Source organism: Pseudomonas sp. CF161 (assembly GCF_000416215.1).
Classification (GTDB): domain Bacteria; phylum Pseudomonadota; class Gammaproteobacteria; order Pseudomonadales; family Pseudomonadaceae; genus Aquipseudomonas.
In genome coordinates this window covers 67,203-85,896 of sequence record NZ_ATLP01000032.1, presented here as the reverse complement: position 1 = coordinate 85,896, position 18,694 = coordinate 67,203, and the positions used below count along the sequence as shown (strand labels likewise).

Below are 18,694 nucleotides of genomic sequence, written 5' to 3'. Positions count from 1 at the left end.
CTATTTTGTGAGAGTTGTTTTAGAATTATCCAAGAAGAGCAAAATCAACAGCAGAAAATCAAAAGCATTAGCCTGGCGGCTCAGCTATACATTGCATTAGGTTATTACCAGTCAGGAAGCACAGCCCCCTCGACTAATTATTAGAAATAAGGATTTGTTGGGAGGGAGTAGCTTTTTACAGTAATACCCTTACTAATATATTCAGGTTCTCTCCAGAAATCTTCATCCTTTAAAGTCCATAATGTTTTTGCTTCCTCACAGGTCCCAGCCTTAAAATTAAATGAGTGACTTGTCTGTAATAATGTACTACCACGCTCATCAAGTGAGTCTTTGCTTTTACAGTCGTTAGCGGCCTTTTGGAAAGCTCTTACAGACTCTTTTCTCTCTTTGTCAGTCAGCCTATCCTTTGCCGAGATTTTAGCTTCGATAACAGTGCCTTGCTGAACATCGTTATTTTTAAAATAACCAGTGTTTACTGCAATGCAAAGCGCACCGAGAACCACAAAGAATTTAAAGACATCTTCCATATCAATTAGAGATTATTATCTCTCAATTGTAGCACTTCTATCCAGCTTCACTTAAATATGCTAACACCCAAAGCAGCTACAGAAACTATAATGGCAACTCCTGAAATCCAAGTAGTTGTAAGAAATTTACTTTTCTCTGATTCTAGCCCTGCTAAAATCGAAGACATTAGTGGGAAGTGTATGCAGTGAACATCACTACCAACCTGTAAAGCAAAGAGTGGCACTTTCGATTTTCGCTCGTCATCATTTACATAAGAGTGAAGTCTGTTTAAATGATTATACAGCCGCCCGAAAACAATACCTGCATCTACGTTCAGTCTTGACGCAATAAGCTTTATATCGATTGGCATATAGGCTTTTCCGCCACGTCCGTTTTCTTCTCCTTCCCGATAGTTGCTATACGCTTCATAATACTCTTTGTATATCGCGTCTAAAACTTTGAGGTCTGTAGGTAGCTTCATTTTTCTCCTTCAAATACTCACTATACGGTTCAAAATGGTATGTCATCATCAAAAGAGTCAAATGCTTTGTCTTTTGGTTTGGTTGGCTTTACAGCAGGCTTGGGTTTTCGAGAAGCTTTTATCTTTGCTTCATTAGCTAAAATGTACTCTTGCCCGTCAGGTGTTATAGAGTATGTGTAATACTCATACATATTGTCTGCTCGCACTTCCTTTTCAATAAGCCCTAACCGTTCCAACTTAATGACAGCAATGGAATAGAACTCTTGCGAGTTAGCATTGTTGAATATATCACTAGACATCACACCTTCAACATTGTGGAGGCCTTTTTCAAACACTTCTAATAGTAAACGTAATTCGGTTTCGCCAACTTCATAACTGAATCCGGTTTTTTAGTTTGGGCTTTAATGATTTCAATATCATCAGTAGCTAAACCTAGTCGAACAATCTCTTTTTTAACTTTGTTGCACGGCGCGCCAACTGCCTGCGTTAAGTCCTTATCTGAACGATTACCATCGTAGTCAGCCGGAGTTAGACCTAGCAAGTCGGTAGGAAAATGAAGGTTAATATCCCGAGGCTTAACAATAAAGCATCGTTCTTTTGTTAGCATACCGATGAAGAGACCAAGTTCGAATAGAACGTTATCTCTTGCTACAATATGGCTTTGCTCTCGAATAGTTGATATATCATCGGGAGTGAAAACGAAAATCGCAAAATCTACCGTTCGGGATTTTTCCATTAAACTGTCTATTGTATTACTGGACAGACTGAACCCGGCCTTCCAGTGCACAATTTCGGCGTCATAGTCTAGGCACTCATTGATAGCGTCAGCTACAGGCATCCCCTCAACCGAAGATGCTAAAAATACGCGGGGTTTCCTCATTTTTACCTATCCGTGTGCGTGGCGAATTGACCATTTTTTGAGCATAGCGAAATGCCTCCATCATCACCACCATGTCGCGTACATGCAGGTAAATTGGCTAGATTTTTCACTCGGATAAATAGTTTACCCAATCATGATCCGGTTGCGCCGTGGGAAGTGGCTGGCCTGGGGCCCGGTCTCCAGCGGGAACTCGGAAACCACCGCGCTGCCGCGCTCAATCATCGCCTCGGCCAGGGCCCGGTGGCGCTGTGGATAAAAATTTTCCAGGCCGGTGCCGAGCACGCCCACGGTTTGCCCGTCAACATCCAGTGCCGCCTGATGGGCCGCACCGTCAATGCCCAGAGCCAAGCCGCTGGTGATGACAAAACCGGCTCCGGCGAGGCTGCGGGAAAAAGCCCTCGCGGTGTCCATCCCGGGCTTGGACGCGCGGCGGCTGCCGACCATCGCCAACTGCGGTTTTTCCAGGATCCGAGGGTCACCCGCGACAAACAGCAGGGGTGGGGCGTCGGGCAATTGCGCGAGCAACGCCGGGTAGCCCGGCTCGCCCAACAGCAGCAAATGCTGGCCCGGACGCTCAAGCCAGGCCAATGCACGACTGGCGCCATCCCGTACTTCGGCGCTGCGCCGGGCCTCGGTACAGGCCTGGGACAACCCCAGGGCACGCCACGCACTGGCCGGCGCGCTGATGGCCTTGGAGGCCGAACCAAAGGCGTCGAGCAAGCGCTGAAAACGCCTCGGACCTAGCTCCGGCAGGCGATGCAAACGTAAACGCGCTTCCAGTTCCGCAGGGGAAACCTGGGCAGTGACAGGCTGGGTCATAGGATCATCCTTGATCGTTATAAGCGCCGCTGTGGCGGGAATAAGCTGTGGATAACTCTGTTGGTAACTTGTTGAGGAACGGCCTGCCTCAAGGGTTGCGCAGCTTGTCCTGCACTGCCAGCGAACGCGAGGCGCTGAGCACCAATCCATAGCTCAGCCGGTCATAGGTACGAAACACCATCAGCAGCCCGGCACGTTCGTCGGGAATCTTCACTTGTCCGCCGGCGACCCGGTCGCGCACGGTTTCGCCGGTCTTCATCACCGCCAGCACGTTGCCGGGTGCCAGGCCGTCCAGCCGGCCCTTGTCCAGGGTCACCACATCCATGGCACCGACCTGGGTCACGCCGCGTGGCACATCGATGATCAAGCCGTCGACGGGGCGATCCGGCGCGCTGGGCACGAAGTTCTCTGCCGCGGACGGGGCCTGGCTGGGGAACAGGCGATCCCCCGGGCGCACCTCCTGGGTGGTGCGTTGCAGGGCCAAGGTCGCCAGGTCACCGTCGAGCGCCAACACCTCGCCGCCGCCGATGTCGTCGGCATTGATGCCTAATACCTCCTGGCTCTGCGGATCGCGGTAGACCTTGCCCTGGCGGAAGATGCCATAGGCCGCAGGCAACCCCGCGTCGAAATGCCCGCGCGCGAACACCCGGTCGCCGCTGCCGGCCAGGACCCGCTCGGCATCGCCGGCAACGATATAGGGCGCCTGCTGGAAATCCTCTTCGCGCTCGATAATGCGATTGCCCAGCAGGAAACTGTCGATGGCGTGCAGTGGCAGAGCCGGTATCGCGTCCACCAGGGGCGTACGCCGTACTTGTGGGGATAACTTGAGGGTGCCGCGTGAGGTGCCGCGCTCGAGGTTGAGCTGCGGCTGGCCGGAAACCTGGACCAGGGTCAGGACATCGCCCGGATACAGCAGGTCGGGATCACCGATCTGGGCATTGGCCTGCCACAATGCCGGCCATTGCCAGGGATCACGCAGGAATTGGCCGGCGATGCTCCACAGCGTATCGCCCGCGGCCACCGTATAGCGCTGTGGATAACCCTCCCGAAGTGGCACCTGCGCCTGGGCGATCGCGGCCCAGCCCAACAGCAGCAAGGCGAGTAGTGATTTCCTCATGCGGTGAATCCCTTTATTATGTGCGTTCGCGTGAAACGCCAGAGCCTGCGCGGCTCGCTCCTCCTGCTGGAGCACGTTTTGCAACGGTAGCCCGGGTCCAGCACCTGCAAGGCCACCGACTCCGCCCTTACTTCACACGTGTAGCAATTACGCCTATGGCCATTTTAAACATCCTCGAATTCCCCGATTCGCGCCTGCGCACTATCGCCAAACCGGTGGACGTAGTGGACGACGAAGTGCGTCAGTTGGTCGACGACATGTTTGAAACAATGTATGAAGCGCCCGGCATCGGCCTGGCTGCGACTCAAGTCAACGTACACAAGCGCATCGTGGTCATGGACCTCTCCGAAGACCGCAGCGAACCTCGGGTGTTCATCAACCCCGAGTTCGAAGTCCTCACCGACGAGATGGAGCAGTACCAGGAAGGCTGCCTGTCGGTGCCGGGTTTCTACGAAAACGTCGACCGCCCGCAACGCGTCAAGATCAAGGCCCTGGACCGCGACGGCAAGCCGTATGAGCTGATCGCCGAAGGCCTGCTCGCGGTGTGCATCCAGCATGAATGCGACCACCTCAACGGCAAGTTGTTCGTTGACTACCTGTCCACGCTCAAACGTGACCGGATCAAGAAGAAGCTGGAAAAACAGCATCGCCAGAACGCTTGATGCCCTTCTTCCAAAGGCTTGCAGCAGCAAGCCTTTTTCTTTTCCGCATGTTTACCACCGAGAATTCCCATGACTGAGCCACTGCGCATCGTCTTTGCCGGCACCCCGGAATTTGCCGCCGAACACCTCAAGGCCCTGCTCGAAAGCCCGTACGAGATCGTTGCGGTCTACACCCAGCCGGACCGCCCGGCGGGGCGCGGGCAAAAACTGATGCCGAGCCCGGTCAAGCAACTGGCCCTGGAACACGACATCGTGGTGCTGCAACCGCCGACCCTGCGGGCTCCCGAAGCCCAGGCCGAACTGGCGGCGCTCAAGCCCGACCTGATGGTGGTGGTGGCTTACGGCCTGATCCTGCCGCAGGCGGTGCTGGATATTCCGCGCCTGGGCTGCATCAACAGCCACGCTTCGCTGCTGCCACGCTGGCGCGGTGCGGCGCCGATCCAGCGCGCGGTGCAAGCCGGCGACGCGATGAGCGGCGTGACCGTGATGCGCATGGAAGCCGGCCTAGACACCGGGCCGATGCTGCTCAAGGTCAGCACCCCGATCACCGCCGAAGACACCGGTGGCAGCCTGCATGACCGCCTGGCGCACATGGGCCCGCCGGCCGTGGTGCAGGCCATCGCCGGCCTGGCTGCCGGCACCTTGCACGGCGAAGTGCAGGACGACACGCTCGCCACCTACGCCCACAAGCTGAACAAGGACGAGGCGCGCATCGACTGGAGCCGCCCGGCCGTTGAGCTGGAGCGCCTGGTGCGTGCCTTCAACCCGTGGCCGATCTGCCACAGCAGCTTGAATGGCGAAGCCTTGAAAGTCCTGGCCGCGCAACGGGCTGAAGGCCAGGGCGCACCGGGTGAAATCCTCGGCGCCAGCAAGGACGGCCTGATCGTCGCCTGCGGTGAGCAGGCGCTGTGCCTGACCCGCCTGCAATTGCCCGGCGGCAAGGCCCTTAGCTTCAGTGACCTGTTCAACAGCCGCCGCGAGAAATTCGCCATCGGCACCGTCCTCGGTCACACGGTAGACGCCCAATGAACCCGCGTCTGGCCGCCGCCAAGGCCCTGGCCGCCGTGCTCAACGGCAAGGCCTCGCTCAACAGTTCGTTGCCGACCCAGCTGGACAAGGTCGAAGACCGCGACCGTGGCTTCACCCAGGACCTGGCCTTCGGCACTGCGCGCTGGCAGCCACGGCTGTCGGCGCTGGCCGCCAAGCTGCTGCAAAAGCCGTTCAAGGCCGCCGATGCCGATGTCGAGGCCCTGCTGCTGGTCGGCCTCTACCAACTGCTGTACACCCGGGTCCCGCCCCACGCCGCCATCGGCGAAACCGTGGGCTGCGCCGACAAGCTGAAAAAGCCCTGGGCCAAGGCCCTGCTCAATGCCGTGCTGCGCCGCGCCCAGCGTGAAAGCGAAGCGCTGCTGGCCGAGCTGGAACATGACCCGGTGGTGCGCACGGCTCACCCGCGCTGGCTGCAGAAGTCGCTCAAGGCGTTCTGGCCCGAGCAGTGGGAAGCCATCTGCGCGGCGAATAACGCGCACCCGCCGATGATCCTGCGGGTCAACCGCCGTCACCATTCCCGTGATGCCTACCTCGGGCTGCTGAGCGCCGCCGGCGTGGCGGCCACGCCTTGCGTGTACAGCCAGGACGGCATTGTCCTCGACGCCGCCGCCGATGTGCGCGGCCTGCCGGGCTTTGCCGAAGGCTGGATCAGCGTGCAGGACGAAGCCGCGCAACTGGCCGCCGACCTGCTGGACCTGGCCCCCGGGCAACGGGTGCTGGACGCCTGCTGCGCACCGGGCGGCAAGACCTGCCACATCCTTGAAGTCGAGCCCAAGCTGGCTGGCGTGGTGGCCGTCGACCTGGAAGCCAAGCGCCTGGTGCGCGTGCGGGAAAACCTCGAACGCCTGGGGCTGGCCGCCGAACTGATCGCCGCCGATGGCCGCGACACCCAGGCCTGGTGGGACGGCAAGCCGTTCCAGCGGATCCTGCTGGACGCGCCATGCTCGGCCACCGGGGTCATCCGCCGCCACCCGGACATCAAACTCACCCGCCAAGCCGACGACATCGCCGCCCTCGCACATCTGCAAGGCGAGCTGCTGGACGCGCTGTGGCCAACCCTCGAGGTCGGCGGGATCCTGCTCTATGCCACCTGTTCGACCCTGCCTACCGAGAACACCGAGGTGATCGAAGCGTTCCTGGGGCGCACCCCGGGTGCTCGCGAATTGGACATCGCCGGGCAAAACGGGCAGCCTGCGGCCGGCTTGAAGCAAGCCCACGGTCGCCAGTTGCTGGCTCAGCAAGGCGGCCATGACGGGTTCTACTACGCCAAGCTGATCAAGATCGCCGCCGCGCGCGGTTAACCGGGTTTAAGGGAGTGACTGGATGAAGATCATCATCCTCGGCGCAGGGCAGGTGGGTGGCACCCTGGCGGAACACTTGGCCAGCGAAGCCAACGACATCACCGTGGTCGACACCGACGGCGAACGCCTGCGCGACCTCGGCGACCGCCTGGACATCCGCACCGTGCAGGGCCGCGCCTCGTTCCCGACGGTGCTGCGCCAGGCCGGTGCCGATGACGCCGACATGCTGGTGGCGGTGACCAACAGCGACGAGACCAACATGGTCGCCTGCCAGGTCGCCCACACCCTGTTCCACACCCCGACCAAGATCGCCCGGGTGCGCGAAGCCGCGTACCTGACCCGCGCCGGCCTGTTCGACAACGACGCGATCCCGGTGGACGTGCTGATCAGCCCCGAGCAGGTGGTGACCAACTACATCAAGCGCCTGATCGAACACCCCGGCGCCCTGCAAGTGATCGACTTCGCCGAAGGCAAGGCGCAGCTGGTGGCGGTCAAGGCCTACTACGGCGGCCCGCTGGTGGGCCAGCAACTGCGCCAGTTGCGTGAGCACATGCCGAACGTCGATACCCGGGTGGCGGCGATCTTCCGTCGTGACCGGCCGATCATGCCCAAGGGCGACACGGTGATCGAGGCCGACGACGAGGTGTTCTTCATCGCCGCCAAGGCCCACATCCGCGCAGTGATGAGCGAGATGCGCCGCCTGGACGAATCCTACAAGCGCATCGTCATCGCCGGCGGCGGGCAGATCGGCGAGCGCCTGGCCGAGGCCATCGAAAGCCGCTACCAGGTGAAGATCATCGAGATGAACCCGGCGCGCTGCCGCTACCTCTCGGACACCCTGGACAGCACCGTGGTGCTGCAGGGCAGCGCCTCGGACCGCGACCTGCTGCTGGAAGAGAACATCGCCGACGCCGATATCTTCCTGGCCCTGACCAACGACGACGAAGCCAACATCATGTCGTCGCTGCTGGCCAAGCGCCTGGGGGCAAAGAAGGTGATGACCATCATCAACAACCCGGCCTACGTCGACCTGATCCAGGGCGGCGATATCGACATCGCCATCAGCCCGCAGCTGGCCACCATCGGCACCCTGCTGGCCCACGTGCGCCGCGGCGATATCGTCAGCGTGCACTCCCTGCGCCGGGGGGCGGCGGAGGCGATCGAGGCCATCGCCCATGGCGACGCCAAGTCGAGCAAGGTGATCGGGCGCGCCATCGAGAACATCGGCCTGCCGCCGGGCACCACCATTGGCGCGATCATTCGCGATGAAGAAGTGCTGATCGCCCACGACGACACGGTGATCGAGGCCGGCGACCACGTGATCCTGTTCCTTGTGGATAAAAAGCACATCCGCGACGTCGAAAAACTGTTCCACGTCGGCCTGAGCTTCTTCTAACCCCGCGCGCGCCTGTGGCGGCTGCCCCAGGCTCGGGCGCGTTGCCCCATGTGCGGTGCTTCTTGCACCGCCAACACTCTCCACAGGACCCAAGACCATGCTCGATTCCCTGGAAAAAATGCTCGCCAAGGGTGTGGATAACGCCCTGTTGCGCTTCGGCCTGGGCAAGGGCTACCTGGACCTCGGCGAACCCGCCAAAGCCGCCGAGCACCTGCAACGTTGCGTGGCCTTCGACCCCAAGTACTCGGCGGCGTGGAAGCTCCTGGGCAAGGCCTTCCTGGCCCAGGCCGACTACCCGGCCGCACGCCAGGCCTGGGAACAGGGCCTGGAAGCCGCCCGTGGCCATGGCGACAAGCAGGCAGAAAAGGAAATGACCGTCTTCCTCAAAAAGCTCGAGCGCCAGTCCCAGGCGTAAATCCCCGCTCCTCAACCCTGTAGCCACTGCCGCGGATGCGGCGGTTGGAGGGGTCAGAGATAGCGCAGCGCAATGCCTTGCGCGTCGACCTGCACCACTTCCATGCGCACTCGCGGCGCGATGACCGGCAAGCCCTGGACCTGTCCATAGACCACCGCGCCCTTGGGCAGGGCGGCCAGGATCGGGTTTTGCACATACACGCCGCTGGACGACAGGTTGCGCGTCTGCCCCAGGCACTCGCCGAAGCTTTCGTGCTGGATGGTGATGCGGAAGGATTTACGCTGATCGGACATCTGTTGCGCCCTTGCTCGTCAGGTGTGGATAACTTCAGGCATGAAGTTATCCACAGATCATGCCAGCTCTTGTCAGTACCAGCGCTCTTCGCCGGGCGGACGTTTCTTGAAGCGTTTCATGCTCCACATGTACTGGCTCGGATACGCCGCCACGTAGCGCTCCACCACCTGGCTCATGGCCGCGCAGGACACCTGGGTGTCGGTGCTGTACATCGCTTCGGGTGCCGCTTCGAGGATCACCTTGTAGCCTGAACCGTCAGGCAGGCGCAGGGCGTGCAGGAACACCCCCACCGCCTTGCCGCCGGCCAGCATATTCGGCACGAACTTACTGGTCAGCGCCTGGGTGGCGAAGAAGGGCACGAAGATCCCGGCGGATTCAGCCGGTTCCGGGTCGGCGGGAATCCCCACTGCCCCCCCTTTGCGCACTTCCTTGATGACACTGAGGATGCCTTCCTTGGTGGACGCGGCAACGCGGTTGCCCAACTGCACCCGCTGCTTGCGCAGCAGATCGTCCACCGCCTTGAGCTTGGGCGGACGGTAGAAAATGATCGGTTTGCACTGGTTGCAGTAGAAGTGGTTGAGCACTTCCCAGTTGCCCAGGTGGCTGGTGATGCCGACCACGCCCTTGCCCGAGGCCAGGGCCTCCTTCAGCACCTCCAGGCCCTGAACTTCACGCACCAGGTCGATGGAGCGCTGGGCCGGCCAGATCCAGGCGCAGGCGCTTTCGGTCAGGGACTTGCCGATGTCTTTCAGGCTCTGTCCCACCAAACGCTCGCGTTCGGCGGGGTCCATGTCGGGGAAGCACTTGGCCAGGTTGATCCGCACCACATCGCGGGAACGGTTGGGGGTTTTCCACATGATCCAGCCGATGGCCGAACCGACGGCCTGCACTGCGCGCCACGGCAGCAGGGCAAACAACCGCAGAGCGCCCACCAGCAGGGCGCCTTTGAACTTATCCACACGTGACTCCTGAGCTGTTGGTCATGACCTAGTCGCAGCCGGCTATTCTAACCGCGCGTTGGCGAGGATGGCGTAGCGATCACAGTCACGGGTGTGGTCCATGACCATGCCCGAGGCCTGCATCAAGGCATAACAGATGGTCGGTCCGACGAACGTGAAGCCGGCTTTCTGCAGGCCCTTGCTCATCGCCTGGGCCTCGGGCGTGACCGCCGGCACTTCACTGCGGTCCTTGAAATGATTGACTTTGGGCACCCCGCCGACAAACGACCAGAGCAGGCCCACCGGGTCTTCCAGCTCCAGCCAGGCCTGGGCATTGCGCCGCGCGGCGTTGAGTTTGAGACGGTTGCGGATGATCCCGGGGTCGAGCATCAGCTCGTCGATTTCGGCATCGCTCATCTGCGCCACCCGCTGCACATCGAAGCCGAACAGCACCTGGCGATAGCGCTCGCGCTTCTTCAAAACGGTGATCCATGACAGCCCGGCCTGGAACCCTTCGAGCAATAACAACTCGAACAAGCGCTGCGCATCGCGTAGCGGCACGCCCCACTCCTGATCGTGATAAGCCATGTACAGCGGATCATCGGAACACCAAAAGCAGCGTGGCATAAGGCTCCAGGGGGCGTGCGCACGACCGAATCGGGTATACTCCCGCTCCTTAAATCGCAGCCCAAGTAACAGGTGAATTTCGTGAGCCAGCCTACGCCAGCCGTGCGTACCTTCCAAGACTTGATCCTCGCCCTCCAGCAATACTGGGCCGAGCAAGGTTGTGTGGTACTTCAGCCCTACGATATGGAAGTAGGCGCCGGCACTTTCCACACCGCTACCTTCCTGCGGGCTATCGGCCCGGAAACCTGGAACGCCGCTTATGTGCAGCCCAGTCGTCGCCCGACTGACGGCCGCTACGGCGAAAACCCCAACCGCTTGCAGCACTACTACCAGTTCCAGGTGGTATTGAAGCCCAACCCGGACAACTTCCAGGAGCTGTACCTGGGTTCGTTGAAGCACGTGGGCCTGGACCCACTGGTGCACGACATCCGTTTCGTCGAAGACAACTGGGAGTCGCCAACCCTCGGCGCCTGGGGCCTGGGCTGGGAAGTCTGGCTCAACGGCATGGAAGTCACCCAGTTCACCTACTTCCAGCAAGCCGGCGGCATCGAGTGCTACCCGGTCACCGGCGAAATCACCTACGGCCTGGAACGCCTGGCCATGTACCTGCAGGGCGTGGACTCGGTGTACGACCTGGTCTGGGCCGACGGCCCGTTCGGCAAGGTGACCTATGGCGATGTGTTCCACCAGAACGAAGTGGAGCAGTCGACCTACAACTTCGAACACGCCAACGTCGAGAAGCTGTTCGAACTGTTCGACTTCTATGAAAGCGAGGCCAAGCGCCTGATCGAGCTGGATCAGCCGCTGCCGTTGCCGAGCTACGAAATGGTGTTGAAGGCTTCCCATACCTTCAACCTGCTGGACGCCCGCCGTGCCATCTCGGTAACCGCGCGCCAGCAATACATTCTGCGAGTGCGCACCCTGGCGCGTTCCGTTGCGCAAGCCTACCTGCTGGCCCGTGCCAAGCTGGGCTTCCCGATGGCGACCCCGGACCTGCGTGACGAAGTGTTGGCTAAGCTGGAGGCGGCACAATGAGTGCGCAAGATTTCCTGGTTGAACTGGGCACTGAAGAACTGCCACCCAAGGCCCTGAATACCCTGGCCGAAGCCTTCCTGGCCGGCATCGAGAAAGGCCTGCAGGCCGCTGGCCTGGGCTTTGAAGCCAAACAGGTCTACGCCGCGCCACGGCGCCTGGCGGTCCTGATCACCGCGCTGGCCACCCAGCAGCCCGATCGCAGCATCAACCTCGACGGCCCGCCACGCCAAGCGGCGTTCGACGCTGAAGGCAACCCGACCCAGGCGGCCCTGGGTTTCGCCAAGAAATGCGGCGTCGAGCTCAGCGAGATCGACCAGAGCGGCCCGAAACTGCGCTACAGCCAGAGCATCAAGGGCAAGCCGACCGCCAGCCTGCTGCCGACCATCGTCGAAGACTCGCTGAACGACCTGCCAATCCCCAAGCGCATGCGCTGGGGTGCCCGCAAAGAAGAGTTCGTGCGTCCGACCCAATGGCTGGTGATGCTGCTGGGTGACCAGGTCATCGATTGCACCATCCTGGCCCAGAAAGCCGGCCGTGAATCCCGTGGCCACCGTTTCCATCACCCGGAAACCGTGCGCATCAGCTCGCCGGCCAGCTACCTCGACGACCTGCGCGGCGCCTATGTGCTGGCAGACGCCAACGAGCGTCGCGCGCTGATCAGCAAGCGCACCGAAGAGCTGGCGCGCCTGCAGGAAGGCACAGCCATCGTGCCGCCAGCTTTGCTCGATGAAGTGACCGCCCTGGTCGAATGGCCAGTGCCGCTGGTGTGCTCGTTCGAAGAACGCTTCCTCGACGTGCCGCAAGAAGCCCTGATCATCACCATGCAGGACAACCAGAAGTACTTCTGCCTGCTGGACGTCGACGGCAAATTGCTGCCGCGCTTCATCACCGTGGCCAACATTGAAAGCAAGGACCCGCAGCAGATCATCGCCGGTAACGAGAAAGTCGTTCGTCCGCGCCTGACCGATGCCGAGTTCTTCTTCAAGCAGGACAAAAAGCAGAAGCTCGAAGACTTCAACCTGCGCCTGCAGAACGTGGTCTTCCAGGAAAAACTCGGCAGCGTCTACGACAAGGCCGAGCGGGTTTCCAAGCTGGCCGCCTTCATCGCCCCACGCATCGGTGGCGACGCCCAGCGCGCGGCCCGTGCCGGCCTGCTGTCCAAGTGCGACCTGGCCACCGAAATGGTCGGCGAGTTCCCGGAGATGCAAGGCGTCGCCGGCTACTACTACGCCCTCAATGACGGCGAGCCGGAAGATGTGGCCCTGGCGCTGAACGAGCAGTACATGCCCCGTGGCGCCGGCGCGGCCGAACTGCCGAGCACCCTGACCGGTGCGGCGGTGGCCATCGCCGACAAGCTCGACACCCTGGTGGGGATCTTCGGCATCGGCATGCTCCCGACCGGCAGCAAGGACCCCTACGCCTTGCGCCGTGCGGCCCTGGGCGTGCTGCGCATCCTGATCGACAAAAAGCTCGACCTCGACCTGACCGAAGCCGTGGCCTTCGCCGTCAACGCTTTCGGCAGCAAGATCAAGACCGCCGGCCTGGCCGACCAGGTGCTGGAATTCGTCTTCGATCGCCTGCGTGCGCGTTATGAAGATGAAGGCGTGGACGTGGCCACCTACCTCTCGGTGCGCGCACTGAAGCCGGGCTCGGCGCTGGATTTCGACCAGCGCGTCCAAGCCGTGCAGGCCTTCCGCAAACTGCCGGAAGCCGCCGCACTGGCCGCCGTGAACAAGCGTGTATCGAACCTGCTGAGCAAGGTCGAAGGCAGCGTGCCGAGCACCGTGGAAGCCAAGTACTTCGACAACGCCAACGAGTTCTCCCTGTATTCGGCAATCCAGCAAGCGGATCAAGCGGTGCAGCCAATGGCTGCCGCACGTCAGTACAGTGAGACCCTGGCCCGCCTGGCCGCCTTGCGCGAGCCGGTGGATGCGTTCTTCGAAGCGGTGATGGTCAACGCTGAAGACGCCAACGTGCGAGCCAACCGCTATGCGCTGCTGGCGCGTCTGCGGGGCTTGTTCCTGGGCGTTGCCGACATCTCGCTGCTGGGCTGAGGGGCTGCTGGTGAAACTGCTGATTCTCGATCGGGACGGGGTGATCAACTACGACTCCGACGCTTACATCAAGTCGGTGGAGGAGTGGCACCCACTCCCCGGATCGATCGCGGCCATCGCGCAGTTGAGCAAGGCCGGCTGGACGGTAGCGGTCGCTACCAACCAGTCGGGCATCGCTCGCGGCTACTACGATATCGCCACCCTCGACGCCATGCATGAGCGCCTGCGGGCGCTGGTGGCCGAGCAGGGTGGCGAGGTCGGGCTGATCGTCTACTGCCCCCACGGTCCCGATGAGGGGTGCGCCTGTCGCAAACCCAAGCCGGGAATGCTGCACGCCATTGCCGAGCACTATCAGGTGCCCCTGGCCGGTCTATGGTTTGTTGGCGACAGTCTCGGTGACCTGGAAGCGGCCAAGGCCGTCGACTCTCAGCCAGTTTTGGTAAAAACCGGGAAAGGCACAAAGACCCAGGGCTTGAACCTGCCGGTTGGCACCTTGATTTTTGACGACCTGGCGGCTGTTGCCGCTGAACTTATCCACCACTAAAGCTCTTCTGAAATCCTGATCAAGGACTGTTCGGGGGTGCGCTTTTAATAGGCGGGCAGTGCCCGCAACGGTAAATGCCGCTATGTCGATCGTGCAGGCCATCAGAACTTTTTTCTTTTACCTGCTGCTGGGCACCAGCTCGTTGCTGTGGTGTTCCCTGAGCTTTTTTATCGCGCCTTTTTTGCCGTTCAAGGCGCGCTACCGCTTTATCAACGTTTACTGGTGCCGCTGCGCGTTGTGGCTGACCAAGGTGTTTCTCGACATCCGTTTTGAAGTCAAAGGCGCCGAAAACATCCCGGACCGCCCCTGCGTGATTCAGTCGAACCACCAGAGCACCTGGGAGACGTTTTTTCTCTCGGCCTACTTCGAACCTCTGAGCCAGGTGCTCAAGCGCGAGTTGCTGTTTGTGCCGTTCTTCGGCTGGGCCATGGCCATGCTGCGCCCGATCGCCATCGACCGCGACAACCCCAAGGCCGCATTGAAAGTGGTCGCCAAGAAGGGCGATGAACTGCTCAAGGATAACGTCTGGGTACTGATTTTCCCCGAGGGCACCCGGGTGCCCTTCGGCCAGATCGGCAAATTTTCCCGCAGTGGCAGCGCCCTGGCGGTGAATGCCAACTTGCCGGTACTGCCGATTGCCCACAACGCGGGCAAGTTCTGGCCGAAGGCCGGTTGGGCCAAGCGCTCCGGCACCATCACCGTGGTGATTGGCGAGCCGATGTACGCCGAAGGCTCGGGACCACGGGCCATTGCCACCCTGAACGACCGGGTCCAGGCCTGGAACGAACAGGCACAACGGGACATGGGTTCGCTGCCGCCTGTGAGTGCCGAAGCGGAGTCGCTGGCGTCCTGAGTATCTGTGGATAACCTGTGTACGGTTTTCTGTCTTATTGGCGAAATAGCTTCGTAAATTTATGATTTATATACATATTTCCGAAGCTCATAAAACGCCGAAAAACGTGCATAAGTTTTTCGAAGCCCCTCGCTGGTGGTGAACGCGCGAGGCGGCGCTGGGGCTGTAAGGCGCCGTCCAAACACCTGACACCCCACGGCAGCCCTTGCGGCCAGCGCAGCCTGGCGGCAGCGGCGGGTTACTCTTCCAGCAGGGGCAGTTGCAGGGTGAAGGTCGAGCCTTGCTCCAGTTGGCTGCGGCAGAAGATCCGCCCCTGATGGCGCTCCGCCACGGCCTTGACCATCGACAACCCCAGCCCCAGCCCATCGATACCCTGGGCCGAAGAAAACCTCTGGTACTGACCAAACAGCTGCGGCAGATCCTGGGCGGCGATGCCTTTGCCCTGGTCGCTGATCTCACAGTTCAGCCAGCCCTCGCGGCAACTGACATGCACACTCACCACAGAGCCCTCGGGGCTGTACTTGATGGCGTTCTCCAGCAGATTGAACAACGCCCGCGTGAGCAGGGACTGATCAGCCAGGACCATGCCTTCGGCATCTTCGTCGAGGTCATGGACCAGGGTGATGCGCTTCAACTGGGCAATGGTCGCCGCCAGGTCGAACGCATCCAGCACCAGCATCGCGAAAATGCTCGGCTGAAACTGATAAGCCTCGGACTCGGCCTTGGCCAACTGCACAAAGGCTTCGGTCAGGCCCAGCGCGCGGCGTACCTGCTGTTCGATCTGCTGGTACACCGGGTTCTCGCCGGGCGTCTGATGGCGCTGCACATCGAGCAAGGCCAGGATCGCCGAATGCGGTGCGCGCAAGTCATGGGATAGAAACCGCAGCAGCACCGCGCGCTGCTGCTCGGCATCGCGCTCGACGCTGAGGTCGGTGAAGCTCAGCAGCCAGCCGATCGGTGTGTCGCTGTCAGCCGGCAGCAACGGGGCCCGATCCAGGCGCAGGCTGCGCTCCTGGGTATCGCGAAACTCCAGGCACTGCAGTTGCGACAGGTCAGGCGACGCACCCTGTGGATAACCCAGCTCCGCCAACTGGGCGAGCAGTGCAGTGCCCAGCAGCGGGCTGGCGAACAGTTCGCGGGCCTTGCGATTGGCCAGCAGGATCCTGCCATCGGGGTTGCTGATCAGCGTCGCCACCGGCAGGTACTCCAGGCCATCGGCGATAAACCGGCGAGTGTCGCGGGTGCGGCTCATGGCCTGCTCCAGGGCGACAATCTGTCCCTGCAATACATCGCCGGCCGCGACCGGGGTATGGCGGCGCTCGGGCAGGACCTTGGGTTCGCTGTCCAGGCGCGCCAGCTCCCAGCCGAAATAGGCCAGGATCACGCTCAGGCGCCGCCAGTTCCAGATCAGGTACGCCAGCAGCATCCCCAGCAGACTGGCTGCAGGCGACCACCAGCCGCCCGCCCGCAGCAGCAGGGCCGATCCCAGCAATGCCAGGCCCATGCACCCCAGGGTCAACCACAACGCATGGCGTGGGCGCCACAGCAGCAGGCCGAGCAGGGCGGCCACCAGGGCCACGGAGAGCAGGGTCGCCGGCCAGTTGCCCAGCGCCACGATACTGCGCTGCTGCAATAGACCATTAAGCAGGTTGGCCTGGATCTCGATGCCGGGTGTGGTCCCCAGGCTGGCCGACTGCGGCGTGACATAGCGATCGCCCAGGCCCGGGGCGGTGGAGCCGATCAGGATCAGGCGTTCACGCAGCAACTCCGGCGGCACGTCGCCACGCAGCACGCTGACATAAGGCACGCTGGGAAAACCGACCGCCGCGCTGATAAAGGGAATCCGCACCTCATGGGCCCGCAGCCAGCCCTGGGCCAGCTGTGGCTCGGCAGAGCCGGGCAGGGTTGCAGACGACTCGGCCGGCCGCGTCATTTCATACAGCAGCCAGGCCAGTTGCGCCTTGGGGCTCTGCGCCGAGCCTTCACGTAAATACACGCTGCGCACAATGCCATCGGCATCGGCCTGGGCATTGATATGCCCCACGGCCCTGGCACAGTCGCGCAACGCAGCCACCGGCTCGATCTCACCCAGGGGTTGCCCATAGCGGGCGACGCTTTCGCGCAGCAACGGCAACAGCACATTGCCCGAGCGGCACAGGGCCTGGGCCAGGCGCACGTCGTTATCCGGCTGGCTGTCGGGCTCGCTGAAAATCACATCGAACAGCACGCCCCGAACCTCGGCCTCGCGCAAGCGGTCCAGCAGATCGGCATGCAGCGAGCGCGGCCAGGGCCATCGGCCGAGCTGTTGCAGGCTGTAGTCGTCGATGGTGACGATCAGGATTCGCGGGTCGACGGGCAGGGGGCTGAGCCGGTTCAGGCTGTCGTACAGCAGGTTGTTCAGCGCCAGCCCCGGGGTCAGGGACAACAGGGCGGTCAAGGGCAGCAGGATCAGGCTGACCCAGAGCCATTCCCGGACCAGGCCGCGAAACAGGCGCTGGGCCTGGGTCGGCTCCCGACCTTCCACACGGCGCCAGTGCTTCATCGGCAGCAGGCCGCAGGCTTATTGAACATTGCTGGTGCGCGGGTAATAGAAAATGTCATACACCGCCGTCTCGCCCTCCAGCCCGTGTTCATCGAAAGCCGAGAGGCGCACATGGTAGAAAAACGCCTTCAGGCCGCTGAAATTGACCTCGGGGGTGCTGGAAAACTGCTCCTGCTTGATGTTCAGGAATTCCTTGTCGGTCGCCACCTGGGCACGGTAGCGACTGGCACCCGGCAAGGGTTTGAAGATCAACTGCCAGACCGGCGCGCTGCCTGTCTGTCCGGCCTGGCCCAGCAGTCGCGGCGCCGGCAGCAGGTCGATCGGGGTCAGGGTGCCTTGTTTCTGAATGCGCAGGCCCTGGCGGGCCATGACCTGCACCTCGCCGGGGAGCGGGCCGAGCGGTTTATCCACAGGCTTGTTCTTGCCCGGTTTTTTAGCCTTGGGCAAATCATCCTCGCGACTCACCGCCACCTGCCCATTGAGCACCTCGACCAACGCCTGCTGATCGTCATTGCGCACGCGGAAATGGGTACCGCGTACACCCAGGACCCCTACTGGCGTGAGGATCTGGAAGCGATCGTGATCGCTGCTGCGCTTGATCACATAGGATTCGATCTGGCCCTGTTCCAGGCTGACCTGGGGCACCGCGTACTCCTGGTTCAGGCGCAGGGTGATCTTCGAGCTGGAGGGCAGCACCACCCGCGAACCGTCCCCCAGCGAGAGGCTGACGAAAGCTGAAGGCGAGGTCTTCACCCCCTCCTGCTCATCAATATTCATGCCCTCTTCGAGGAGGGTTTCCCGGCCCTGGGCATCCACCTTCCAGGCTTCGCCCGTCAGATGCTCCACCGTTGCCGGCAAGGGCTGGCCGCGGCATTGCAGGTTGTCATCGATATAGGGCAAACGCCGAGGTGCGGCGTCGGCGTCCATCAGCGGCAGGAGCAGACAGCCGAGCACTCCACTCAGAACCAGCAGGCGACGGCCCGGGAAAGGCCAGGATAACGTGGGCTGCAAAGGGGTCGTTTGATTCATGGAGTGTGCTTGGACCTGTGACAAACCGACGGGTAAACCCTGTTATCGAACCTGTGCACCATACCTGAGGCCGATCCTGAGCCGATAGATTCCCTTTCAATCGCCAGCCAACGCGCGAGCGCAGGGAGAAGTGCGTGGCCGATCCAGTCA

Annotated in this window: 19 protein-coding genes and 1 pseudogene; 9 read left to right on the top strand and 11 right to left on the bottom strand. The window is 61.5% G+C overall.

The window, feature by feature from the left end; translation table 11 throughout:
- Positions 1-140 precede the first annotated feature (140 nt).
- From CF161_RS32735 to CF161_RS02500, 6 genes and pseudogenes are all read right to left on the bottom strand, one after another.
- On the bottom strand, positions 141-527 hold the full coding sequence (locus CF161_RS32735) for a hypothetical protein (RefSeq protein ID WP_156882642.1): 387 nt from the start codon (positions 525-527) through the stop codon (positions 141-143).
- A gap of 47 nt (positions 528-574) precedes the next feature.
- Positions 575-988 carry a hypothetical protein gene (locus tag CF161_RS32730; protein WP_032628472.1) on the bottom strand — a complete coding sequence of 138 codons (414 nt, stop codon included), beginning with the start codon at positions 986-988 and terminating at the stop codon, positions 575-577.
- 29 nt (positions 989-1,017) lie between these two features.
- Complete coding sequence (locus tag CF161_RS32725; protein ID WP_156882641.1) at positions 1,018-1,287, bottom strand: hypothetical protein; 270 nt, start codon at positions 1,285-1,287, stop codon at positions 1,018-1,020.
- A 38-nt stretch (positions 1,288-1,325) separates the two neighbouring features.
- The gene (locus CF161_RS31980; RefSeq protein WP_084471617.1) at positions 1,326-1,868 is read right to left on the bottom strand and encodes a TIR domain-containing protein; all 543 of its coding nucleotides are present in this window, start codon (positions 1,866-1,868) and stop codon (positions 1,326-1,328) included.
- A gap of 126 nt (positions 1,869-1,994) precedes the next feature.
- Positions 1,995-2,687: pseudogene (locus CF161_RS02505) on the bottom strand (DNA-processing protein DprA); the annotation flags it as partial.
- Positions 2,688-2,775: 88 nt separating this feature from the next.
- On the bottom strand, positions 2,776-3,804 hold the full coding sequence (locus CF161_RS02500) for a LysM peptidoglycan-binding domain-containing protein (RefSeq protein ID WP_043228457.1): 1,029 nt from the start codon (positions 3,802-3,804) through the stop codon (positions 2,776-2,778).
- A gap of 155 nt (positions 3,805-3,959) precedes the next feature.
- Here CF161_RS02500 and def point away from each other — a divergent pair, with 155 nt between their 5' ends.
- The 5 genes from def (at position 3,960) to CF161_RS02475 (ending at position 8,628) form a co-directional block, all read left to right on the top strand.
- Entirely contained in the window at positions 3,960-4,466 is a 507-nt protein-coding gene (gene def / locus CF161_RS02495; protein ID WP_020294974.1) for a peptide deformylase, read from the top strand.
- Between the two features lie 69 nt (positions 4,467-4,535).
- Positions 4,536-5,495 carry a methionyl-tRNA formyltransferase gene (gene fmt / locus CF161_RS02490; RefSeq protein WP_020294973.1) on the top strand — a complete coding sequence of 320 codons (960 nt, stop codon included), beginning with the start codon at positions 4,536-4,538 and terminating at the stop codon, positions 5,493-5,495.
- Positions 5,492-6,817, top strand: coding sequence for a 16S rRNA (cytosine(967)-C(5))-methyltransferase RsmB (gene rsmB, locus CF161_RS02485; RefSeq protein ID WP_020294972.1), 1,326 nt, complete (start codon positions 5,492-5,494; stop codon positions 6,815-6,817). The genes fmt and rsmB overlap by 4 nt, the downstream gene beginning before the upstream one ends.
- Before the next feature lie 22 nt (positions 6,818-6,839).
- Positions 6,840-8,213 (top strand): Trk system potassium transporter TrkA, encoded by a 1,374-nt coding sequence (trkA, locus tag CF161_RS02480; protein ID WP_020294971.1) that lies wholly within the window; start codon positions 6,840-6,842, stop codon positions 8,211-8,213.
- A gap of 97 nt (positions 8,214-8,310) precedes the next feature.
- Positions 8,311-8,628, top strand: coding sequence for a tetratricopeptide repeat protein (locus CF161_RS02475; protein ID WP_020294970.1), 318 nt, complete (start codon positions 8,311-8,313; stop codon positions 8,626-8,628).
- Positions 8,629-8,681: 53 nt separating this feature from the next.
- Here CF161_RS02475 and CF161_RS02470 read toward each other — a convergent pair whose 3' ends face one another.
- The 3 genes from CF161_RS02470 to tag form a co-directional block, all read right to left on the bottom strand.
- Positions 8,682-8,921 carry a hypothetical protein gene (locus CF161_RS02470; RefSeq protein WP_020294969.1) on the bottom strand — a complete coding sequence of 80 codons (240 nt, stop codon included), beginning with the start codon at positions 8,919-8,921 and terminating at the stop codon, positions 8,682-8,684.
- 72 nt (positions 8,922-8,993) lie between these two features.
- Positions 8,994-9,881 carry a lysophospholipid acyltransferase gene (locus tag CF161_RS02465; protein ID WP_020294968.1) on the bottom strand — a complete coding sequence of 296 codons (888 nt, stop codon included), beginning with the start codon at positions 9,879-9,881 and terminating at the stop codon, positions 8,994-8,996.
- Positions 9,882-9,923: 42 nt separating this feature from the next.
- Positions 9,924-10,487, bottom strand: a complete 564-nt coding sequence (tag, locus tag CF161_RS02460; RefSeq protein WP_020294967.1) for a DNA-3-methyladenine glycosylase I — start codon at positions 10,485-10,487, stop codon at positions 9,924-9,926.
- 81 nt (positions 10,488-10,568) lie between these two features.
- Here tag and glyQ point away from each other — a divergent pair, with 81 nt between their 5' ends.
- The 4 genes from glyQ to CF161_RS02440 all read left to right on the top strand — a co-directional run bounded on the left by glyQ (position 10,569) and on the right by CF161_RS02440 (position 14,973).
- Positions 10,569-11,522: a glycine--tRNA ligase subunit alpha gene (glyQ, locus tag CF161_RS02455; protein ID WP_003213601.1), complete on the top strand. Its 954-nt coding sequence runs from the start codon at positions 10,569-10,571 to the stop codon at positions 11,520-11,522.
- On the top strand, positions 11,519-13,576 hold the full coding sequence (gene glyS, locus CF161_RS02450) for a glycine--tRNA ligase subunit beta (protein ID WP_020294966.1): 2,058 nt from the start codon (positions 11,519-11,521) through the stop codon (positions 13,574-13,576). Before glyQ ends, glyS begins: the two co-directional genes overlap by 4 nt.
- Before the next feature lie 10 nt (positions 13,577-13,586).
- The gene (gmhB, locus tag CF161_RS02445; protein WP_020294965.1) at positions 13,587-14,120 is read left to right on the top strand and encodes a D-glycero-beta-D-manno-heptose 1,7-bisphosphate 7-phosphatase; all 534 of its coding nucleotides are present in this window, start codon (positions 13,587-13,589) and stop codon (positions 14,118-14,120) included.
- 82 nt (positions 14,121-14,202) lie between these two features.
- Entirely contained in the window at positions 14,203-14,973 is a 771-nt protein-coding gene (locus tag CF161_RS02440; protein WP_020294964.1) for a 1-acyl-sn-glycerol-3-phosphate acyltransferase, read from the top strand.
- A 238-nt stretch (positions 14,974-15,211) separates the two neighbouring features.
- Here the strand turns inward: CF161_RS02440 and CF161_RS02435 are convergent, their stop codons facing one another.
- Positions 15,212-17,515: a CHASE2 domain-containing protein gene (locus tag CF161_RS02435; protein WP_020294963.1), complete on the bottom strand. Its 2,304-nt coding sequence runs from the start codon at positions 17,513-17,515 to the stop codon at positions 15,212-15,214.
- 18 nt (positions 17,516-17,533) lie between these two features.
- Positions 17,534-18,544, bottom strand: a complete 1,011-nt coding sequence (locus CF161_RS02430; RefSeq protein ID WP_043228455.1) for a FecR domain-containing protein — start codon at positions 18,542-18,544, stop codon at positions 17,534-17,536.
- Positions 18,545-18,694 lie beyond the last annotated feature (150 nt).

Coding starts and splice junctions, on each gene's coding strand:
- CF161_RS32725 (WP_156882641.1), bottom strand. CDS start 1,287: ATGTCTAGTGATATATTCAACAATGCTAACTCGCAAGAGTTCTATTCC.
- CF161_RS32735 (WP_156882642.1), bottom strand. CDS start 527: ATGGAAGATGTCTTTAAATTCTTTGTGGTTCTCGGTGCGCTTTGCATT.
- rsmB (WP_020294972.1), top strand. CDS start 5,492: ATGAACCCGCGTCTGGCCGCCGCCAAGGCCCTGGCCGCCGTGCTCAAC.
- fmt (WP_020294973.1), top strand. CDS start 4,536: ATGACTGAGCCACTGCGCATCGTCTTTGCCGGCACCCCGGAATTTGCC.
- CF161_RS02475 (WP_020294970.1), top strand. CDS start 8,311: ATGCTCGATTCCCTGGAAAAAATGCTCGCCAAGGGTGTGGATAACGCC.
- CF161_RS02440 (WP_020294964.1), top strand. CDS start 14,203: ATGTCGATCGTGCAGGCCATCAGAACTTTTTTCTTTTACCTGCTGCTG.
- glyS (WP_020294966.1), top strand. CDS start 11,519: ATGAGTGCGCAAGATTTCCTGGTTGAACTGGGCACTGAAGAACTGCCA.
- CF161_RS31980 (WP_084471617.1), bottom strand. CDS start 1,868: ATGAGGAAACCCCGCGTATTTTTAGCATCTTCGGTTGAGGGGATGCCT.
- CF161_RS02430 (WP_043228455.1), bottom strand. CDS start 18,544: ATGAATCAAACGACCCCTTTGCAGCCCACGTTATCCTGGCCTTTCCCG.
- trkA (WP_020294971.1), top strand. CDS start 6,840: ATGAAGATCATCATCCTCGGCGCAGGGCAGGTGGGTGGCACCCTGGCG.
- tag (WP_020294967.1), bottom strand. CDS start 10,487: ATGCCACGCTGCTTTTGGTGTTCCGATGATCCGCTGTACATGGCTTAT.
- CF161_RS02435 (WP_020294963.1), bottom strand. CDS start 17,515: ATGAAGCACTGGCGCCGTGTGGAAGGTCGGGAGCCGACCCAGGCCCAG.
- CF161_RS32730 (WP_032628472.1), bottom strand. CDS start 988: ATGAAGCTACCTACAGACCTCAAAGTTTTAGACGCGATATACAAAGAG.
- CF161_RS02500 (WP_043228457.1), bottom strand. CDS start 3,804: ATGAGGAAATCACTACTCGCCTTGCTGCTGTTGGGCTGGGCCGCGATC.
- CF161_RS02470 (WP_020294969.1), bottom strand. CDS start 8,921: ATGTCCGATCAGCGTAAATCCTTCCGCATCACCATCCAGCACGAAAGC.
- def (WP_020294974.1), top strand. CDS start 3,960: ATGGCCATTTTAAACATCCTCGAATTCCCCGATTCGCGCCTGCGCACT.